This window comes from Streptomyces sp. NPDC001668, assembly GCF_042893155.1.
GTDB lineage: Bacteria > Actinomycetota > Actinomycetes > Streptomycetales > Streptomycetaceae > Streptomyces.
In genome coordinates this window covers 59,102-76,975 of sequence record NZ_JBIAUQ010000001.1, presented here as the reverse complement: position 1 = coordinate 76,975, position 17,874 = coordinate 59,102, and the positions used below count along the sequence as shown (strand labels likewise).

The following is a 17,874-nucleotide window of genomic DNA, read 5'->3' as shown; positions in this document are numbered from 1 at the left end:
ATGTAGCGCACACGGGGGAAGCGTGTTTGCCACGTGTCATTTGTGGATGTTCATATCGGCCTCATCGGTGGCTGGAATCCATCCATCGGAGGGCCGGTGGAGCCATCCATGTTCGACGGACAGTTCGATTGCGGCGCGCCGCAGGGCGTCGAAAGCGGGATGCGCCAGACCCTTGCGCCACACCAGCGACACGGGCGACAGCGGTACCGGGTCGACCAGCGGACGCAGCACCGTGGCGGGCATGGCCGGAAAATCCACGACCGCGAGAATCGGGTTCCGGGTCTTCGCCATGATCCGCTGGAATTCCTCGTCGCCGACCGCGAGCGGGACCGGCGGGGCGATCCGGATACCCCGGCCTTCGAACAACCGACGAGCGAGATCGGTCCATTCCGGAGTACGCGGATTTCCGGCCCCGGCGTACACGGTCTCGCCCTCCAGGGCGGCGAGCGGCACCCGCTCCAGCGCGGCCAGCCGGTGGCCCTCCGGCAGGACGACGGCCATGGGTTCGTAGCGCACGGGCTGATGGTCCAGGCCCGCCCGCAGCGCCGGGTCCAGACCGGCGAACCGGCCGAAGGACGCGTCGAGACGACCGGCGAGCAGCTCCCCCGCCGCGCCGGTCAGCCCGCTCTCGTAGCGGGCCATCAGCTCCTGGTCGGGGGCGAGTTCCCGGGCCCGCAGCAGCACCGCGCGGGCGGTGGCCTGGTCGGGGAAGTTCAGGTCGACGAGCAGGGGGCGGGCCTGCGCGAAGGCGGCGAGCAGTTCGTCCTGGGCGTCCAGGGCCCGGCGGGCGTACGGCACCAGCCGCTCGCCGTCGACGGTCAGTGTCACCTGCCGGGTGGTGCGCACGAACAGCTCCGCGCCCAACTCCCGCTCCAGCCGCCGCACATCACGGCTGAGGGCCTGCTGGGCGACGTAGAGCCGGGCCGCCGCGCGCGTGAAGTGGAGCTCGTCGGCGACGGCGAGGAAGGCGCGCAGGAGGCGGGGGTCGAGGTGGTGGGAGCGGGGGGTGGGGCCGGGGCTGGGGTCGGGGCTGGGGCTGGGGCCGGGGTTGGGCGCGGACATCCGGCGAACTTACAACACAGGTGCGTGAGTCGGTGCGGAGAAGGTGTTGGACCTCTTGATCGCCTCCGCGCGACGGTGGGCGCATGCCGCAACCGGACCGACCGCTGTTCACCACGACCGCCGACGCGCTCGTCATCGCCGACTTCAGCCCACGGGGTCCGCGTCGCCGCCGCGCCCCCGGCCCCTACCGCCGTCTTCTCGCCACCCCCGGAGCACGCGCCTTCACCATCGGGAACCTTCTCGCCCGCCTGCCGATGGGCATGTTCGGCGTCAGCGCGGTCGTCATGATCGCCGGGACGCGTGGGTCGTACGCCCTCGCCGGCGCCGTCACCGCGACCGGTCTCGCGGCCACCGCGGTCGTCGCCCCGTGGACCGCGCGGCTCGTCGACCGACACGGTCAGGCCAAGATCGCCGTACCGGCCACGCTGCTCGCCGCACTGGGTTCGGTGGCGCTGCTGCTGTGCGTGCGCCTCGGCGCCCCGGTGTGGACGCTCTTCCTGTCGTACGCCGCCACCGCCACGACCCCCAACCTCGGCGGCATGTCCCGCGCCCGCTGGGCCCACCTCCTCGTCGGCGACGAACGGGCGCTGCATGTGGCGAACTCCTTCGAGCAGGCCGTGGACGAGGCGTGTTTCATGCTGGGCCCGGTCCTCGCGGCCTTCCTGTGCACGGCGTTGTTCCCGGAGGCGGGCACGCTGACCGGGGTGGCGCTGCTGGTGACGGGCGTGCTGGTGTTCGCGGCACAGCGCTCGACGGAACCGCCGGCACACCGGCACGGCGTCTCGAAGGCTCCCTTCCGCGCGCCCGGCATCCCGCCCCTGCTCGCCGTCTGCCTCGCCATGGGTGCCGTCTTCGGCTCCATGGAGGTGGTCACCATCGCCTTCGCCGACGCGCAGGGACACCGATCGGCGGCCGGGGTCGTGCTCGCGCTCCAGGCGGCCGGTTCGTGCGCGGCGGGGCTCGCGTACGGGACGGTACGGCGGACCGGGTCCCTGGAGGACCGGTACGTGTGGTGCGTCGCCGCCATGACGGCTCTGCTGACACTCCCCCTGCTGGCCGCCTCCGTCACCGGTTCCCTGCTCGCCCTGGCGGCCGCGCTGCTGGTCGCCGGGATGGCGACCGCCCCGACGGTGGTCACCGGAATGGCCCTGGTCCAACGGCACACCCCGCCCGGCCGCCTCAACGAGGGCCTGACCCTCGCGGTGACCGGCCTCCTCGGCGGAATCGCCTGCGGGAGCGCGGCCGGCGGCTGGACGGTGGAACACGTCTCACCGGTGGCGGGCTACGGCATCCCGGTCACGGCGTCCGCGGCGGCACTGATGACCGCGCTCGCGTGGAGACCGACGAGACCGTACGCCTCACCGTGAGGCGACCTGCCGGGCGGCGCGCCAGGGGCCGCACCATCCCGACGGCACCCGCCGCAGCAGCAGCCTCGATGACCGCGCTCGACGCCGCCCACGCCGGCGCCGTCCAGCGCCGTCCAGCGGCTGGCGGTGCGGTAGGCGTCGCGCCCGCGGCGGGCTACGGCATCCCCGCGACAGCAGCGCCGGGAGCCCCGACGCCCGCGCTCACCTGCACGAAATTCGACGCATCGACCGCCCCTGCCGTGACCGGCCCGACCGGCGGGAGCGCGGCCGTCGGCCGGACAGTCGAAGCACCTTTCACCGGGGGAGGCCACAGCACCCCGGCTCCCCCACCCCCGCACCCCTGACGACCACGCCCCACCACGCCCGCCATCGAACCGCTTCACCTGATCCTGCACAACCCATTGACGACCTTCAAAGCCGCCACATACGTTCCTTCGTCGAAGCGCTTCGACAGGGGCCGTCGAATCGAGTCGAATCGACGGTCCCTGCGCAGCGCCCCGCCCGAAGCACCATCCGACTCCCCGGAGGTACGGGATGTTGACGGCACGAAGGCGCGCGGTGGCGACGGCGGTGGTCCTGACCGGATCGCTGCTGATGACCTCCTGCGGAGGCTCCGACAGCGGGTCCTCCGACGGAAAGACACTGCGGCTGTGGCACTACGAGGGCCCGGACAGCGCGATGGGCATCGCCTGGAAGGCGGCGATCAAGGAGTTCGAGGCCACGCACCCCGGTGTGAAGGTGGAGTTCGAGGAGAAGAGCTTCGACCAGATCCAGAAGACCGCCCCGATGGTCCTCAACTCCTCCGACGCGCCCGACCTCATGGAGTACAACAAGGGCAACGCGACCGCGGGTCTGCTCTCCAAGCAGGGCCTGCTGACGGACCTCACACAGGAGGCCACCAAGCGCGGCTGGGACAAGAAGCTCAGCCCCAGCGTCCGCACGACGAGCCTCTACGACACCAACGGCGTGATGGGCTCCGGCAAGTGGTTCGGCGTCCCCAACTACGCCGAGTACACGATGGTCTACTACAACAAGGACCTCTTCAAGAAGTACGGCATCGCCGAGCCGAAGACGTTCGCCGAACTGACCGCCGCGATGGACAAGTTCGTCGACAACAAGGTCACCCCCCTCGCCAACGGCGGCGCCGCCTACCCCGCCCAGCAGTACCTCTACCAGCTCGCGCTGTCGAAGGCCGACCGCTCGTGGGTCGACGCCTACCAGCTCTACAAGGGCAAGACGGACTTCCACGACGCGGCCTGGACGTACGGCGCCGACACCTTCGCCGACTGGGTGAAGAAGGGCTACTTCAGCAAGAGTTCCAGCGGCCAGAACGAGGAGGCCGCCGGCGTCTCCTTCACCTCCGGCAAGGCGCCGATCCTGTTCTCCGGCAGCTGGTGGTACGGCCGCTTCAAGACGGACAACAAGTTCGACTGGGGCACCTTCCGCTGGCCCGACTCGAAGCTCACCCTCGGCTCCGGCGGCAACCTCTGGGTCGTACCGCAGGGTTCGAAGAACAAGGACCTCGCCTACGACTTCATCGACATCACCATGTCGAAGAAGATCCAGAACCTGCTCGGCAACTCCGGCGGTGTCCCGGTCGCGGCCGACGCCTCCGCCATCACCGACCCCCGGTCGAAGACCCTGATCGACGACTTCAACACCCTGTCCCAGAACGACGGCCTGGCCTTCTACCCCGACTGGCCGGTCCCCGGCTTCTACGACGTCCTCGTCTCCGCGACCCAGAAGCTGATCACCGGCAGCGAGAAACCCGACGCCTACCTCAGCGATCTCCAGGATGCCTACGACAAGGGCGCGCCGAAGCAATGACGGCGACCGTCGAACGCGGTGCGCGGGTGGTCGGCAAGGGCGGCAGCGCCCCCCGGCCCCCGCGCCGCCCCCGCGACTCCTACGCCCTCTTCCTCCTCCCCGGCGCCCTCGCCTTCCTCGCGGTCATCGTCCTGCCGTTCGTGATGAACACGTATGTGAGCTTCACCGACTGGCAGGGCGTGGGCTCCCCCGAGTGGTCCGGGCTCGCCAACTACCGCGAGCTGCTGGACGATTCCGAGTTCTGGGCGTCGTTCCGGCACAGCCTGTTCATGGTCGTGGCGATGGCGGCGGTCCCCACGGTCCTCGGACTGGTCCTCGCCGCCGCCCTGTTCGACTACGTGGGCAAGCACTTCGGCAGTCGGATCGCCGCCGTCCTGCGCGCATGCTTCTACCTCCCCCAGGTGCTGCCGATCGCGGTCGCCGGCATCGTCTGGAGCTGGATCCTCGCCCCCGACAACGGCTCCCTCAACGCCCTCCTCAAGGCGATCGGCCTCGGCGGCTGGCAGCAGGACTGGCTGGGCGACCCCGACCTCGCGCTCTACAGCGTCATGGGCGTCATGGTCTGGGTCCAACTCGGCTTCCCACTGGTCATCTTCATGGCGGGCCTCCAGCGCGTCGACCCCCAGCTGCACGAGGCGGCCGAGCTGGACGGCGCCGGCTGGTGGCGCCGCTTCTGGCACATCACGCTGCCGCAGATCCGCCCGGAGATCTACGTCGTCCTGACCTGGTGCTCCATCGCCGCGCTCAAGGTGTTCGGCGCGGTGTACGTCCTGACCAAGGGCGGGCCCGGCGGCGCCACCGACGTGCCCTCCTACTTCTCCTTCACCACGTTCTTCGAGAAGACGCAGGTCGGCTACGGCGCCGCGATCTCCACCGTGCTGACGGTGATCATCCTGCTGCTGTCCCTGATCGGTCTGCGGCTCCAGGAGAGGACCGACGCATGACCACCGCCCTGCGCCGCTACCCGGTGCTGATCGCCCTGTGCGTCGCGGCCCTGTTCATGATCGTGCCGTTCCTCGTCGTCACGGTCAACGCCTTCAAGTCCCCCACGGAGTACGCCCAGCACGGCCCCCTCAGCCTCCCCGACGGCCTCTACACGCAGGGCATCCAGGACTTCTGGGAACGCGTCGACTTCGGCCAGAAGCTCCTCAACTCGGTGCTGATCAGCGGCTCGGTGGCGGTCCTGGCCGTCGTCCTGTCGGTCCTCAACGCCTATGCGATCGGCATCGGCCGCATCAAGGGCCGCACCTGGGTCCTCGCCTTCTTCGTGCTGGCGAACATGCTGCCGCAGGAGGCGCTGGTCTACCCGGTCTACTACCTGAGCAAGGAAGTCGGCCTCTACGACACCAGGCTGAGCGTGATCATCGTGTTCACGGTGATCCAGGCGGCCTTCGGCACGTATCTGCTCTCCGCGGTGCTCGGCCAGTTCCCCCGCGAGATCCTCGAAGCGGCCCGGATCGACGGCGCGAACAAGTGGCAGGTGCTGTGGCGGATCGTCGTCCCCGTCAGCCGCCCCACCCTCGGTGTGCTGCTGGTCTTCTTCTTCATCTGGACCTGGAACGAGTTCCTGCTCCCCCTGGTCATGCTGATCTCCAACGACAACCAGACGGTGTCCGTGGCCCTCGGCGTCCTCCAGGGCCAGCGCCTGATGGACGCCACGATGACCAACGCGGCCGCCCTGCTCGGCGTGCTCCCCGCGATCGTGTTCTTCCTTGTCTTCCAGCGAACCCTCACCCGCGGTATCGCCGTGGGTGCCGTCAAGTAAGGACCCCCCACGTGAAGTTCACCGACGGCTACTGGCTGCTGCGCGAGGGCGTCACCGCGGCGCATCCGGCCCAGGTCCACGAGGTCGCCGCGTCGGACGGCCGGCTGGACATCCTCGCGCCGACCCAGCCCATCCGCCGCCGCGGCGACCTGTTGAAGGGACCGGTCGTGACGATCAGCGCCCACGCCCCGATCCCCGACGTCATCGGCGTCACCTTCACCCACTTCGAGGGCGAGCAGCCGCAGGGCCCCCGGTTCGAGGTGCGCAAAGAGGACTTCACCGCGCACACGGAGTACGACGAGGAGCACGCCACCCTCACCTCCGGCGCGCTGTCGGTCCGGGTGGCCCGCACGGACACCTGGCAGGTCGACTTCCTCGCGGACGGCCGGCTGCTGACCGGCAGCGGTCCCAAGGGCATGGGCATCATGCGGGACGCGTCGGGCGCCCACTATCTGCGCGAGCAGCTGGGACTCGGGGTCGGCACCTCGGTGTACGGCCTCGGCGAACGCTTCGGGCCGCTGGTCAAGAACGGCCAGGTCGTCGACATCTGGAACGCCGACGGCGGCACCGCCACCGAACAGGCCTACAAGAACGTCCCGTTCTACCTCACGGACGCGGGCTACGGCGTCTTCGTCGACCACCCCGGCAAGGTCTCCTTCGAGGTCGGCTCGGAGGCGGTGTCACGGGTCCAGTTCAGCGCCGAGACCCAGGAGTTGACGTACTACGTCATCTACGGCCCCTCCCCCAAGGAGATCATCCGCAAATACACGGCCCTCACCGGCCGCCCGGCCCTCCCGCCCACCTGGTCCTTCGGCCTGTGGCTGTCGACGTCCTTCACGACGTCGTACGACGAGGAGACCGTGACCTCCTTCATCGAGGGCATGCGGGAGCGCGAACTCCCCCTCTCCGTCTTCCACTTCGACTGCTTCTGGATGCGCGAGTTCAACTGGTGCGACTTCCAGTGGGACCCGCGGGTCTTCCCCGACCCGGAGGGCATGCTCGCGCGACTGCACGAGCGGGGTCTGCGGGTGTCGGTCTGGATCAACCCGTACATCGCCCAGAGATCCCCCCTGTTCGCGGAGGGCAAGGCGCTCGGCCATCTCCTCAGGCGCCCCGACGGCAGCGTCTGGCAGTGGGACCTGTGGCAACCCGGCATGGCCCTGGTCGACTTCACCAGCCCGGCCGCCCGCGACTGGTACGCGGCCAAGCTGGAGGCGCTCCTCGCCCAGGGTGTGGACTGCTTCAAGACCGACTTCGGCGAGCGGGTGCCGCTGGACGTGGAGTGGTCCGACGGCTCCGACCCGGAGCGGATGCACAACTACTACACCTACCTCTACAACCGGACCGTCTTCGACGTGCTGCGCAAGCACCGCGGTGAGGAGGAGGCGGTGGTCTTCGCCCGCTCCGCGACCGCGGGCAGCCAGCAGTTCCCGGTCCACTGGGGCGGCGACTGCGAGGCGACGTACGAGTCGATGGCCGAGTCCCTGCGCGGCGGCCTGTCCCTCGGCCTGTCCGGCTTCGGCTTCTGGAGCCACGACATCGGCGGCTTCGAGGGCACCCCGAGTCCGGCGCTCTTCAAACGCTGGCTGGCCTTCGGCATGCTGTCCTCCCACAGCAGGCTGCACGGCAGCGCCTCCTACCGGGTCCCGTGGCTGTTCGACGAGGAGTCCGTCGACGTCCTGCGCCACTTCACCCGCCTCAAGCTGAGCCTGATGCCCTACCTCTACGAGGCCGCGCGCGCCGCCCACACCGAGGGCGTGCCGGTGATGCGGGCGATGGTCCTGGAGTTCCCGGACGACCCCGGGTGCGCGCACCTGGAACGCCAGTACATGCTCGGCCCCGATCTCCTGGTGGCGCCCGTGTTCAGTGACTCCGGGGAGGTCTCGTACTACGTCCCCGAGGGCACCTGGACCCACTTCGTGACCGGGGAGACGGTCACCGGGCCGCGCTGGGTGCGCGAGCGGCACGACTTCATGAGCGTGCCGCTGCTGGTCAGGCCGGGTGCCGTCCTCCCGGTCGGCGCGGTGGACGACCGCCCCGACTACGACCACGCCGACGGGGTGACGCTGCGGGCGTACGGCCTGGCCCGGGGCGAGCAGGTCACGGTACGGGTCGGCGAGGTCGCCTTCACCGTCGTACGGGAAGGGGACACGCTGCGGGCGTCCTGCGCCGATCCGTCGGCGCCCTGGAGTCTGGCGGCCGGGGACAGGACGGCGCGGGCGCAGGCGGGCACCGGGTTCCTCTCCCTGGAGCTGGGCTGATGGTGAAGATCACGGATGTGGCGCGGCGGGCCGGGGTCTCCCCCAGCACCGTCTCCTACGCCCTCAGCGGCAAGCGCCCGATCTCGGAGGAGACCCGGCAGCGGGTCGAGGACGCCATCCGCGAGCTGGGCTACCGGCCGCACGCGGGTGCCCGCGCCCTGGCCGGCCGGCGGTCGAACGTACTGGCCCTGGTCGTGCCCTTACGGGCCGGGATCCATGTCCCGACCGTGATGCGGTTCGCGGTGGCCGTGGTCACGGCGGCCCGGCGCCACGACCACGACGTGCTGCTGCTGACCCAGGAGGAGGGCGAGGACGGACTGACCCGGGTCGCGGACACGGCCCTGGTCGACGGACTGATCGTGATGGACGTCCAACTGGACGATCCCCGGCTGCCATTGCTGCGGTCCCTGGACCTGCCGTCGGTACTGATCGGCTTCCCCGCCGCCCCGGAGGGCCTGACCTGCGTCGACCTCGACTTCACGGCGGCGGGCGAGGCGTGCGTGGAGCATCTGGCGCGGCTCGGTCACCGGTCGGTGGCCCTGGTCGGCTCCCCGCCGGAGGTGTACGTGCGCCGGACCGCCTTCGCCCAACGGGTGGTCCAGGGCTTCACCGCGGCCGCGGACCGCGGCGGTATGTCGTCGGCCGTCCACCCCGGCGACCCGGGCACGGCCCGCGAGGTCGCGGAGCACCTCCTGCGCGAACAGCCCGCACTGACGGGGGTGGTCGTCCACAACGAGGCCCTCCTCGAACCCCTGGTCGACGCCTTCGAGCAACTGGGCCTGCGCGTCCCGGCCGACCTCTCGATCACCGCGATCTGCCCCGACGAACTGGCCCAGTCGGCCCGGGTGCCGGTCACCTCGGTCGCGGTGCCGTCGGAGGAGGTGGGCACGCGGGCGGTGGAGCTGCTGATGAGAAAGCTGGACGGGGCGGCCGTACCGGAGTCGACGTTGCTGCCGCCGAGGATGACGGAGCGGGCGAGTACGGGGAGGCGGACGGTTTCCTGACGCCTCGACGAGGGGTGCGGCGAAGGCCCGCACTGAGTCAGTGCGAGCCTTCGCAACCAGACGTTACGGCTCCTCGACCAAGAACCTGGCACTCCCCACTACGAACTCGCCGTAGTGGAGCGCCGATCCGAGAGCCTCCATCCGCTGATACTGGTTCGGGGAGAGCGAACCGTCAGGGGCATACACCATTGCTCTCAGCAATACGCGGAACGCGAGGTCCGGGGTGCAGCGGTGAGCACACTGCACCAGCGCGTCGCGGACCTCGGCGTCCAGGAACTCCACCCGTTCGATCTCGGCCACGACGTCGTCCCGGTGGGCGAGGCCGTCCTCGATGTCGGCTCCAGTCAGCGGGCGTACGTCCGCCTGCGCGGACAGTCGCACCGCACACAGGTCGACGACCGTCCGCGTCCACTCGGCACCCGTGATCTGCTGGAAGCTCGGTATGTACTGCGTCCCGGCCGTCCACAGCACCTCCAGCGTCTCCGACGTCGGCGGCCGTGGGCCCGTCGTAGATCCAGTCCTGGTGGAAGAAGCCCATCACCCAGGGGACACCGAACTCGAACTCGGTGAAGCGCCGCACTGTCGGTCGTCTCCTTACCTCGGGTAGCAGGTGTACACGTAGTAGCCCCGGGGATGGCCCGGCGCTCTCTTCAGCATGATGTAGAAGCCGTTGCTCGCGGCCTTCTCCGCTCCGTTCGCGGAGTACACCGTGCCGAGGGAGTTCCTCGCCCCGAACGTGCCCACGAACTCGCGCTCCTGCTTGCTGTGCCGTCTGCAGATCGACGAACACGCTGTTCGGTGTGTCCCTGCCCAATCTGGCCGTCTTGGCCTGGGCCAGTGCGATCGCCTCCGCCTTGGTCGGGTCCACGTGCTCGTCGAGGGACCAGCACGGGGGTGCTGCCCGCCACGGCGTAGAAGGTGTGCAGACCGGCCCAGGCCTCCGCCGCCAGCCGCTTGGCGTGCGCGTCGGCGGCCGCGGCCTTCGCGTCCGCCTCGGCCTTCCGCGTCTCGGCGAGCTTCGTCTTCGCGAGGTCCCGGGCGGCCTTGGCGGTCTGCGCCTGCAGGGCGGCCGCGTCGGCGGCGGCCTTCGCCTGGGCCCGGGCCTCGTTCGCGGCCGCGGTACGGAATGCGGCCTTCGACTGCGCGGCCTGCGTCAGCGCACGGGCGGCGATGGTCTCGCTGTCACCGGCGGCTGCGCGGGTGGCCGAGGAGGCGGTTTCGCCGGGCTTGGCGAGTGCGTCCAGCGCGGCCGACGACGCCTTGGTGACCTGCGCCGGCATCGGCCACGGAAGCCATGTCGTCGCCCGCGTACCGGCTGATCAGGTCCGGCTGTACGGACACCGAGCCGATCAGGGCCACGGCGACGGCGGATGTCAGCAGCGGTGTCAGGAGCCCGGAACGCGCTCGGGCATGCGTGAAGAGCCGAAATCTCGGCATGGTGGTCTGTCCTCCCCGTGGCGACGGTGTTCCCCCGGTCGCCGGTGTGCGCGCCCTGTGGCGGAGTGGTCGGCTCCGTCCGGCGCGGCGCTCACCTTGGACATACATGTCGGGTGCAGGGAAACGTGTGAAGCCCGGGGCAGACCTGGTCAGGACAGGACATGACGAAGGCCCCGCTGCCGTGAAGCAGCGGGGCCTTCGCCCACATGGGGTTGTCCCCGGAGGGACGAGTGGAGATGGCGGGAATCGAACCCGCGTCCAACGGTGCAGAACCAGGGCTTCTCCGTGTGCAGTTCGCTGCGATTTTCTCGGCCCCGGCGATCACGCGAACAAGTCGCCGACGGGCCCAGTCACTGTTTGGTTTCCCATCGAACCCCGTGACCGGGCTCGGTGGTTTAGTCCCCTAGATTATGCCAGGATCCGGGTCGGGAACACTCCCGGGCTGACACCCGTTAGGGCCTTCGCTCACTGCTTATTAGGCAGCGAGGGCGAAGACGCGGGAATCGCTCTTGGAATTGGCGATTATTGGTTGCGACATATGGTTTACGAGATCATTGCCGCTTCCTCGACACGCTTCCCCTGCCTCAACAGCCGCTGTCGAAACCGATCATCCCCATGTTGTGTTGTCAATCAGCACACCGACCGCGGCCGGTGTTGACTCCATCGTACGTGACCAACGCGCGCCGATGCCACCGTATTCCCGGCGGCCCCGCTCTACTGGCCGCGCTCCTTGCGCTTCACCGCCGCGATCGCGCGGTCCGACTCCCGCCGGTCCTGCTTCTCGCGCAGGGTCTGCCGCTTGTCGTACTCCTTCTTGCCTCGCGCGAGGGCGATCTCGGCCTTGGCCCGGCCATTGGTGAAGTACAGGGCGAGGGGCACGATCGTGTGACCCGTCTCCTGCGCCTTCGTCTCCAGCTTGTCGATCTCCTCGCGGTGCAGCAGCAGTTTGCGCTTGCGGCGCGCGGAGTGGTTGGTCCAGCTGCCCTGGCTGTACTCGGGGATGTGGGCGTTGTGCAGCCACGCCTCACCGCCGTCGATCTGGACGAAGCCGTCGGCCAGCGACGTGCGCCCCTGACGCAGGGACTTCACCTCGGTACCGGTGAGCACGATCCCGGCCTCGTAGGTGTCGATGATCGCGTAGTCGTGCCGGGCCTTCTTGTTCTGGGCGACCAGCTTGCGCTTGCCGCCCTTCTCCCCGTCCCGGGCCTTGCCGCCCCCGCCACCCTGCTTCGGCTGGGACTCCTTCGGTACGTACATTCCCTTGCTCATAGTGCTGCCCATTTTCGCACTAGGAGGGGGTGGGGAGGCCAGTGCTTATGGACGAGCGATGAGGGGGAGCGCCTCTTCAGGGGCGGACAGCCCCGCAGCCAGGGGACACCCCCCTAGTCGCCCAGTCCCCCGAGCACCGTCTCAGCCTGCCGAAGGGCCCCCTCATCGGCCTCGAGGTCGGGCGTGATCCCCCGCCCGTCAACACCTCGCCCCGACGGAGTCCGATAGTGGCCCACGGTCAGCTCGGCCACCGCCCCGTCCGGGAGCCGGCTGGGCATCTGCACGGAGCCCTTGCCGAAGGTACGGGAGCCGACGACCACCGCCCGCCCCCGGTCCTGCAGCGCCCCGGTGAGAAGCTCCGCCGCGCTCATCGTCCCACCGTCGACCAGGGCGACCAGCGCCCGGGTCGTGTCCCCGCCGGGCTCCGCGTGCAGGGCCTGCTGCGACCCGTCCACGTCGTACGTCGCGACCAGGCCCCCGTCGAGGAAGGCGGACGCCGTGGTGACGGCCTCGGTGACCAGCCCGCCGGAGTTCCCGCGCAGGTCGAGGATGATCCCCCCGCCGGCCGGCGCCTCCCGGACGGCGTCACGGACCTCGTCCCCCACTCCCTTGGTGAAGGAGTCGATCTTGATGACGGTGATCCCGCCGACGAGTTCTCGAACGATGACCGAGTCCGTGGACAGCCGCGCGCGCCGCACAGTCTCCGTCCACGCGCGCGTGCCGCGCTGCAAGCCCAGCTTCACCGCCGTACCGGCGGCCGCGCCCGTGGCGTCACCGCGCAGTAAGGAGACGACCTCGGTGACGGGCCGCCCGTCGGCGGAGGCCCCGTCGACACTGCGCAGCAGATCACCGCGGCGGATCCCGGCGGCGGCCGCGGGCGAGTCCGAACTCACCCTGGTCACCTCGATACGGCCGTCCCGCTCGCGCCGCGCCCACAGGCCGACACCGGTGTACTGGCCGTCGAGGGCCTCCTCGAACTCCTCGTACTCGCCCCGGGAGTAGACGGCACCCCAGCGGTCCCCGCTGCGGCTGACGGCACGCTCGGCGGCCTCGATGGGGGGTTTGCCGTCGGCCTTGGCCTCCTCGGCCGCCTTGGCCACGTCCTCGTGGTGATCCGCGGAAAGGACCGAACGGGCCGACTGCGACGAGGACTTCCGGTCGCTTCCGTCGGCCTCGGGAAAGGAGCCGGTCGCCGCGCCGGCCACCAGCACGCTCGCGAACACCAATGTCAGGGCCGCCCCGCGGCGGATGCGGCGGGGCTGACAGAACAGGTCTCGGCCCGACATGCCGGTGAGTCTAGGACAACGCAAGAGGGCCGCACGGCCGGTTGACCGTACGGCCCTCTTGGCATGCGTCACACCTTCAGGTACTTGCGCAGCGCGAAGAACGCGGCCAACGCGGGCATCAGCACGCTCGCGGCCAGGATGAGCGGGAGCTTCGTCAACACGGCGTCCCAGCCCACGAAGTTGATCAGATTGAGCTTGGTGGCCAGGGCCATGCCGTGGTCGACGGTGAAGTACCGGCCGACGACCAGGAAGACACAGGCGAGCCCGCCGCCGATCGCCCCGGCGACGGCGGCCTCCATGATGAACGGCGCCTGGATGTAGAAGCCGGACGCGCCCACCAGCCGCATGATCCCGGTCTCCCGCCGACGGCTGAACGCCGAGACACGCACCGTGTTGACGATCAGGAGCAGGGCGACGATCAGCATCAGCGCCATGACGCCGAGCGCGGCCCGGTTCATCAGGTTGAGCATCGTGAAGAGGTTGTCCAGGATGCCCTTCTGGTCCTGCACGGACTGCACGCCGTCACGCCCGTTGAAGGCGGTCGCGATGACCTGGTACTTCTCCGGGTCCTTCAGCTTGATCCGGTACGACTCCTGCATCTGGTCCGGGGTGAGGGACGCGGCCAGCGGGGAGTCGCCGAACTGCTCCTTGTAGTGCTTGTACGCCTCGTCCTGCGACTCGTGGATGACCGTCTCGACGACCGACATCTTCTTCAGGTCGGAGAGGATGTCCTTCTTCTGGTCATCGGTGACCGCGCCCTTGGCGCAGTTGGGGTCCGACTCGGCGTCGCTCTTGTTGCAGAGGAAGATCGAGACGTTGACCTTGTCGTACCAGTAGCCCTTCATGGCGCCGACCTGGTCGCTCATCAGGAGCGACCCGCCGAACAGGGCGAGCGACAGGGCGACGGAGACGATGACCGCGAACGTCATCGTCAGGTTGCGACGGAGACCGACACCGATCTCGGAGAGTACGAACTGGGCGCGCATGGCGTCTTCTTCAGGCCTTTCCGGGGACTCTTCGAACGGCGGTCAGTGCTGGTAGCCGTAGACGCCGCGTGCCTGGTCGCGGACGAGGCGGCCCTTCTCCAGCTCGATGACGCGCTTGCGCATCTGGTCCACGATGTTCTGGTCGTGCGTGGCCATCACGACGGTCGTGCCGGTCCGGTTGATCCGGTCCAGCAGCTTCATGATGCCGACGGAGGTCTGCGGGTCGAGGTTGCCGGTGGGCTCGTCGGCGATCAGCAGCTTGGGCCGGTTCACGAAGGCCCGGGCGATCGCCACGCGCTGCTGCTCACCACCGGAGAGCTCACCGGGCATCCGCTCCTCCTTGCCGCCGAGCCCGACGAGGTCGAGCACCTGCGGCACGGACTTGCGGATCTCGCCGCGGGACTTGCCGATGACCTCCTGCGCGAAGGCCACGTTCTCGGCGACCGTCTTGTTCGGCAGCAGCCGGAAGTCCTGAAATACCGTCCCCAGCTGGCGCCGCATCTGCGGCACCTTCCAGTTGGACAGACGGGCGAGGTCCTTGCCCAGCACGTGCACCTGTCCCTGGCTGCACCGCTCCTCGCGGAGGATCAGCCGCAGGAAGGTGGACTTTCCGGAGCCGGAGGACCCGACGAGGAACACGAACTCGCCCTTCTCCACTTCCAGGGAGACATCCCTGAGTGCGGGGCGGGTCTGCTTGGGGTAGACCTTGGATACGTTGTCGAATCGGATCACGGATGCACCACGGTAGGCCGGGGGTAGATGAGCGTGACCATACGCGAACCGGGTGCGCGAGCGCAGGCGCCGGTTCGGGTTGCGTATCTGTTGGGCGGTTTTGTGCCGACCTGGAAACCCACGCTTCGGCAGCGCACAGGCGACCCCCTCGGGAACCTGGCACAGTAGGGAGGGGAACGTTCTCCGGCCCGGAGGCGTTCTACCCCGTGGAACGTATTCGCAAGAAGGGTGACGCGCATGACGTACGACCGCCTGGTGTGCGCAAACTGCGCGGCGCCCGTGAGCGAGGGCCGGTGCCATGTGTGCCGCGCGAACCGCGAGCGGCTGCAGCAGGAGAACCTCTTCGCGGGCCTGAACCCGACGGCCCTGATCGCCCTGCTCGCCGTCCTGATCGCGGCGCTGGCCCTGCTGGCGCACCAGACCGCTTAGGACTCGGGCCGCGGCCAAAGCACACGAGGACATACGAAGGGCCCGGAGCGGACAAGCTCCGGGCCCTTCGCCGTACAGCATGCGCACGCTAAGCGGGCACGGGACTACCTGACGTCACCGTCAGGCGGCAGCGCCACCGCGGCCGCCCGCCAGGCGCGGCAGGAGGCGGAAGCCGACACCGCCGGCGATCATCGTGGCGGCACCGATCACCAGGAACGCGGTCTGGCCGGCACCGGTTTCGGCGAGCTCCTGGCCGTTGCCCTGGGCCGACGTGTTGGACGTGGTGTCCGTACCGGTCTCGGTGAGGGCCGAGGAGCCCTCCTCCTGGGTGGAGGTGTGGGAACCGCCGTCGGGGTTGGCGTTGTTGCCGCCGCCCCCGGCGTTGCCGTTGCCGTTGCCGTTGCCGTTACCCGGGTCGGACGGGTCCTCGGTGGGCTCGGTGGGGTCATCGGTGGGCTCCGACGGGAGCGTCGGGTCCTGGGTGACCGGCGGCTCCTCGGTGGGCGGCTGCTCCGTGGGCGGCTCCTCGGTCGGCGGCTGCTCGGTCGGCGGCTCCTCGGTGGGCGGGTTGGGCAGGGTCGGGATGCCGTCGCCCGGGTCGGTCGGAGTGCCGTCACCCGGGCCGTCGTCGCCGAGGCCGGTGTCGACGTTCACGCCGACCCCGCTCTCGCCGACGCTCACACCGATCTCCAGCGCGGAAGCGGCGCCGGCGGCAGTCAGAGAGGCACCGGCCGCGATCACGGCACCGGCGGCTATGCGCGCGATCCGGATCCGCGTCTTCTTCGTCATGTGGTTGCTACCCCCAGTAGCTCATCGTCAATGAGGCGGCGCTCGGGGCCGTGATCGACGGGAGAAGGTAGCTGTGCTCAAGTCCCCCGGTTCACATGCGCCCCAGAGATACGCATGCCGCGCTTTACCTTTCCCATTTTTCAAAGCAACGTCAAGGCCGTTGCGAGCACGATGTCCTGGTTGGCGCTCTTTGCCGGGGAAAGCGGTCTGTGAGTGTGATGTAAAACCCAGACATAAAGCAAACTGCCGCCCGATGGGCGGCAGTTGAGGAAGCGTGGTCAAGTCGACAAAGTTACTTCTCCTGCTGCTTGCGCCAGCGAATTCCGGCTTCGATGAAACCGTCGATCTCGCCGTTGAACACAGCCTCGGGGTTGCCGACCTCGAAGTCGGTGCGCAGGTCCTTGACCATCTGGTACGGGTGCAGGACGTACGAGCGCATCTGGTTGCCCCAGGAGCTGCCGCCGTCCTTGAGGGCGTCCATCCTGGCCCGCTCCTCCTGGCGCTGCCGCTCCAGCAGCTTCGCCTGGAGAACGTTCATGGCGGTCGCCTTGTTCTGGATCTGCGACCGCTCGTTCTGGCAGGAGACGACGATGCCGGTGGGGAGGTGGGTCAGCCGCACCGCGGAGTCGGTGGTGTTGACGCCCTGTCCACCGGGCCCGGACGAGCGGTACACGTCCACGCGCAGCTCGGACTCGTCGATCTCGATGTGGTCGGTCTGCTCGACCACGGGAAGCACCTCGACACCCGCGAAGGAGGTCTGGCGCCGCCCCTGGTTGTCGAAGGGCGAGATGCGCACGAGCCGGTGGGTGCCCTGCTCCACGGAGAGCGTGCCGTAGGCGTACGGCACCTGCACGGCGAAGGTGGTCGACTTGATGCCGGCCTCTTCGGCGTACGACGTCTCGTAGATCTCGGTCTTGTAGCCCTTCTGCTCCGCCCAGCGCAGGTACATCCGCTGCAGCTTCTCGGCGAAGTCGGCGGCGTCGACGCCACCGGCCTCGGCGCGGATGTTGACGAGCGCCTCACGGGAGTCGTACTCGCCGGAGAGGAGGGTGCGCACCTCCATCTCGTCGAGCGCCTTCTTGACGGAGGTGAGCTCGGACTCGGCCTCGGCGAGGGTGTCCGAGTCGTCCTCCTCCTCGGCCATCTCGAACAGCACGGCGAGATCGTCGATCCGGCTGCGCAGTGCGTCGGCCTTCCTGACCTCGGCCTGGAGGTGGGACAGCTTGCTGGTGATCTTCTGCGCCTCGTCCGGGTTGTCCCACAGGGACGGCGCGGCCGCCTGCTCCTCGAGCACGGCGATGTCTGCCCTCAGCTTGTCGAGGTCCAGAACGGCCTCGATCGACTCCATGGTCGAGGAGAGGGACTTGAGCTCTTCGGATACATCGACGACTGCCACGCCCTCCAGCCTAACGGCTGTGGCAACCGACGTCGGTCGTCCCCCGGACGGCCGACCCCTCAGGGAGAGCCGGGCGCCGAGTTCTTCGTGTCGGTGCGCCCCCGCCAGCGGCGGCAACCAGCACCCGCCCCGCGACCGGCCTCCGGCCCCAGCCGCGGCACCCGAGAGCCTCAGGGAGAAGCCGGCGCCGAGTTCTTCGTGTCCTGCGGTGCCGCCCCCGCGTCGTCGCCCGACGTGGCCGCCCAGATCCCGGCACCCGGCATC

Annotated in this window: 16 protein-coding genes and 1 other RNA gene; 7 read left to right on the top strand and 10 right to left on the bottom strand. The window is 69.4% G+C overall.

Going from position 1 to position 17,874, the window contains the following annotated elements:
- Positions 1–36: 36 nt before the first annotated feature.
- Positions 37–1,062, bottom strand: coding sequence for a LysR family transcriptional regulator (locus ACFYZ8_RS00335; protein ID WP_388542065.1), 1,026 nt, complete (start codon positions 1,060–1,062; stop codon positions 37–39).
- 83 nt (positions 1,063–1,145) lie between these two features.
- On the opposite strand from ACFYZ8_RS00335, the gene ACFYZ8_RS00330 reads away from it, so the two are divergent.
- The 6 genes from ACFYZ8_RS00330 (at position 1,146) to ACFYZ8_RS00305 (ending at position 9,286) form a co-directional block, all read left to right on the top strand.
- On the top strand, positions 1,146–2,429 hold the full coding sequence (locus ACFYZ8_RS00330; protein WP_388542066.1) for an MFS transporter: 1,284 nt from the start codon (positions 1,146–1,148) through the stop codon (positions 2,427–2,429).
- Positions 2,430–2,963: 534 nt separating this feature from the next.
- A complete protein-coding gene (locus tag ACFYZ8_RS00325; protein WP_388542068.1) occupies positions 2,964–4,256 on the top strand; it encodes an ABC transporter substrate-binding protein in 1,293 nt (430 codons plus the stop codon).
- The gene (locus ACFYZ8_RS00320; RefSeq protein WP_388542070.1) at positions 4,253–5,200 is read left to right on the top strand and encodes a carbohydrate ABC transporter permease; all 948 of its coding nucleotides are present in this window, start codon (positions 4,253–4,255) and stop codon (positions 5,198–5,200) included. Before ACFYZ8_RS00325 ends, ACFYZ8_RS00320 begins: the two co-directional genes overlap by 4 nt.
- The gene (locus ACFYZ8_RS00315) at positions 5,197–6,021 is read left to right on the top strand and encodes a carbohydrate ABC transporter permease (protein ID WP_359030569.1); all 825 of its coding nucleotides are present in this window, start codon (positions 5,197–5,199) and stop codon (positions 6,019–6,021) included. The genes ACFYZ8_RS00320 and ACFYZ8_RS00315 overlap by 4 nt, the downstream gene beginning before the upstream one ends.
- An 11-nt stretch (positions 6,022–6,032) precedes the next feature.
- Complete coding sequence (gene yicI, locus ACFYZ8_RS00310) at positions 6,033–8,282, top strand: alpha-xylosidase (RefSeq protein WP_388542072.1); 2,250 nt, start codon at positions 6,033–6,035, stop codon at positions 8,280–8,282.
- On the top strand, positions 8,282–9,286 hold the full coding sequence (locus ACFYZ8_RS00305; protein WP_388542073.1) for a LacI family DNA-binding transcriptional regulator: 1,005 nt from the start codon (positions 8,282–8,284) through the stop codon (positions 9,284–9,286). Before yicI ends, ACFYZ8_RS00305 begins: the two co-directional genes overlap by 1 nt.
- Positions 9,287–9,349: 63 nt before the next feature.
- Here ACFYZ8_RS00305 and ACFYZ8_RS00300 read toward each other — a convergent pair whose 3' ends face one another.
- From ACFYZ8_RS00300 to ftsE, 7 genes are all read right to left on the bottom strand, one after another.
- A complete protein-coding gene (locus ACFYZ8_RS00300) occupies positions 9,350–9,757 on the bottom strand; it encodes a hypothetical protein (protein WP_388542075.1) in 408 nt (135 codons plus the stop codon).
- A 123-nt stretch (positions 9,758–9,880) separates the two neighbouring features.
- Positions 9,881–10,030, bottom strand: a complete 150-nt coding sequence (locus tag ACFYZ8_RS00295) for a hypothetical protein (protein ID WP_388542076.1) — start codon at positions 10,028–10,030, stop codon at positions 9,881–9,883.
- A 921-nt stretch (positions 10,031–10,951) separates the two neighbouring features.
- Positions 10,952–11,338: a transfer-messenger RNA gene (gene ssrA, locus ACFYZ8_RS00290) on the bottom strand.
- A 99-nt stretch (positions 11,339–11,437) separates the two neighbouring features.
- Positions 11,438–11,980, bottom strand: coding sequence for an SsrA-binding protein SmpB (gene smpB, locus ACFYZ8_RS00285; protein WP_007382420.1), 543 nt, complete (start codon positions 11,978–11,980; stop codon positions 11,438–11,440).
- Between the two features lie 125 nt (positions 11,981–12,105).
- Positions 12,106–13,278, bottom strand: a complete 1,173-nt coding sequence (locus tag ACFYZ8_RS00280; protein ID WP_388542078.1) for a S41 family peptidase — start codon at positions 13,276–13,278, stop codon at positions 12,106–12,108.
- 68 nt (positions 13,279–13,346) lie between these two features.
- Positions 13,347–14,264 (bottom strand): permease-like cell division protein FtsX, encoded by a 918-nt coding sequence (gene ftsX / locus ACFYZ8_RS00275; protein ID WP_053851794.1) that lies wholly within the window; start codon positions 14,262–14,264, stop codon positions 13,347–13,349.
- 42 nt (positions 14,265–14,306) lie between these two features.
- Positions 14,307–14,996 (bottom strand): cell division ATP-binding protein FtsE, encoded by a 690-nt coding sequence (ftsE, locus tag ACFYZ8_RS00270; protein ID WP_125191296.1) that lies wholly within the window; start codon positions 14,994–14,996, stop codon positions 14,307–14,309.
- A gap of 237 nt (positions 14,997–15,233) precedes the next feature.
- Here ftsE and ACFYZ8_RS00265 point away from each other — a divergent pair, with 237 nt between their 5' ends.
- Positions 15,234–15,425 carry a hypothetical protein gene (locus ACFYZ8_RS00265; RefSeq protein ID WP_359030575.1) on the top strand — a complete coding sequence of 64 codons (192 nt, stop codon included), beginning with the start codon at positions 15,234–15,236 and terminating at the stop codon, positions 15,423–15,425.
- 120 nt (positions 15,426–15,545) lie between these two features.
- Here the strand turns inward: ACFYZ8_RS00265 and ACFYZ8_RS00260 are convergent, their stop codons facing one another.
- The gene (locus tag ACFYZ8_RS00260) at positions 15,546–16,214 is read right to left on the bottom strand and encodes a hypothetical protein (RefSeq protein WP_388542081.1); all 669 of its coding nucleotides are present in this window, start codon (positions 16,212–16,214) and stop codon (positions 15,546–15,548) included.
- A 292-nt stretch (positions 16,215–16,506) separates the two neighbouring features.
- The gene (prfB, locus tag ACFYZ8_RS00255) at positions 16,507–17,610 is read right to left on the bottom strand and encodes a peptide chain release factor 2 (RefSeq protein ID WP_359030577.1); all 1,104 of its coding nucleotides are present in this window, start codon (positions 17,608–17,610) and stop codon (positions 16,507–16,509) included.
- Positions 17,611–17,874: the final 264 nt, after the last annotated feature.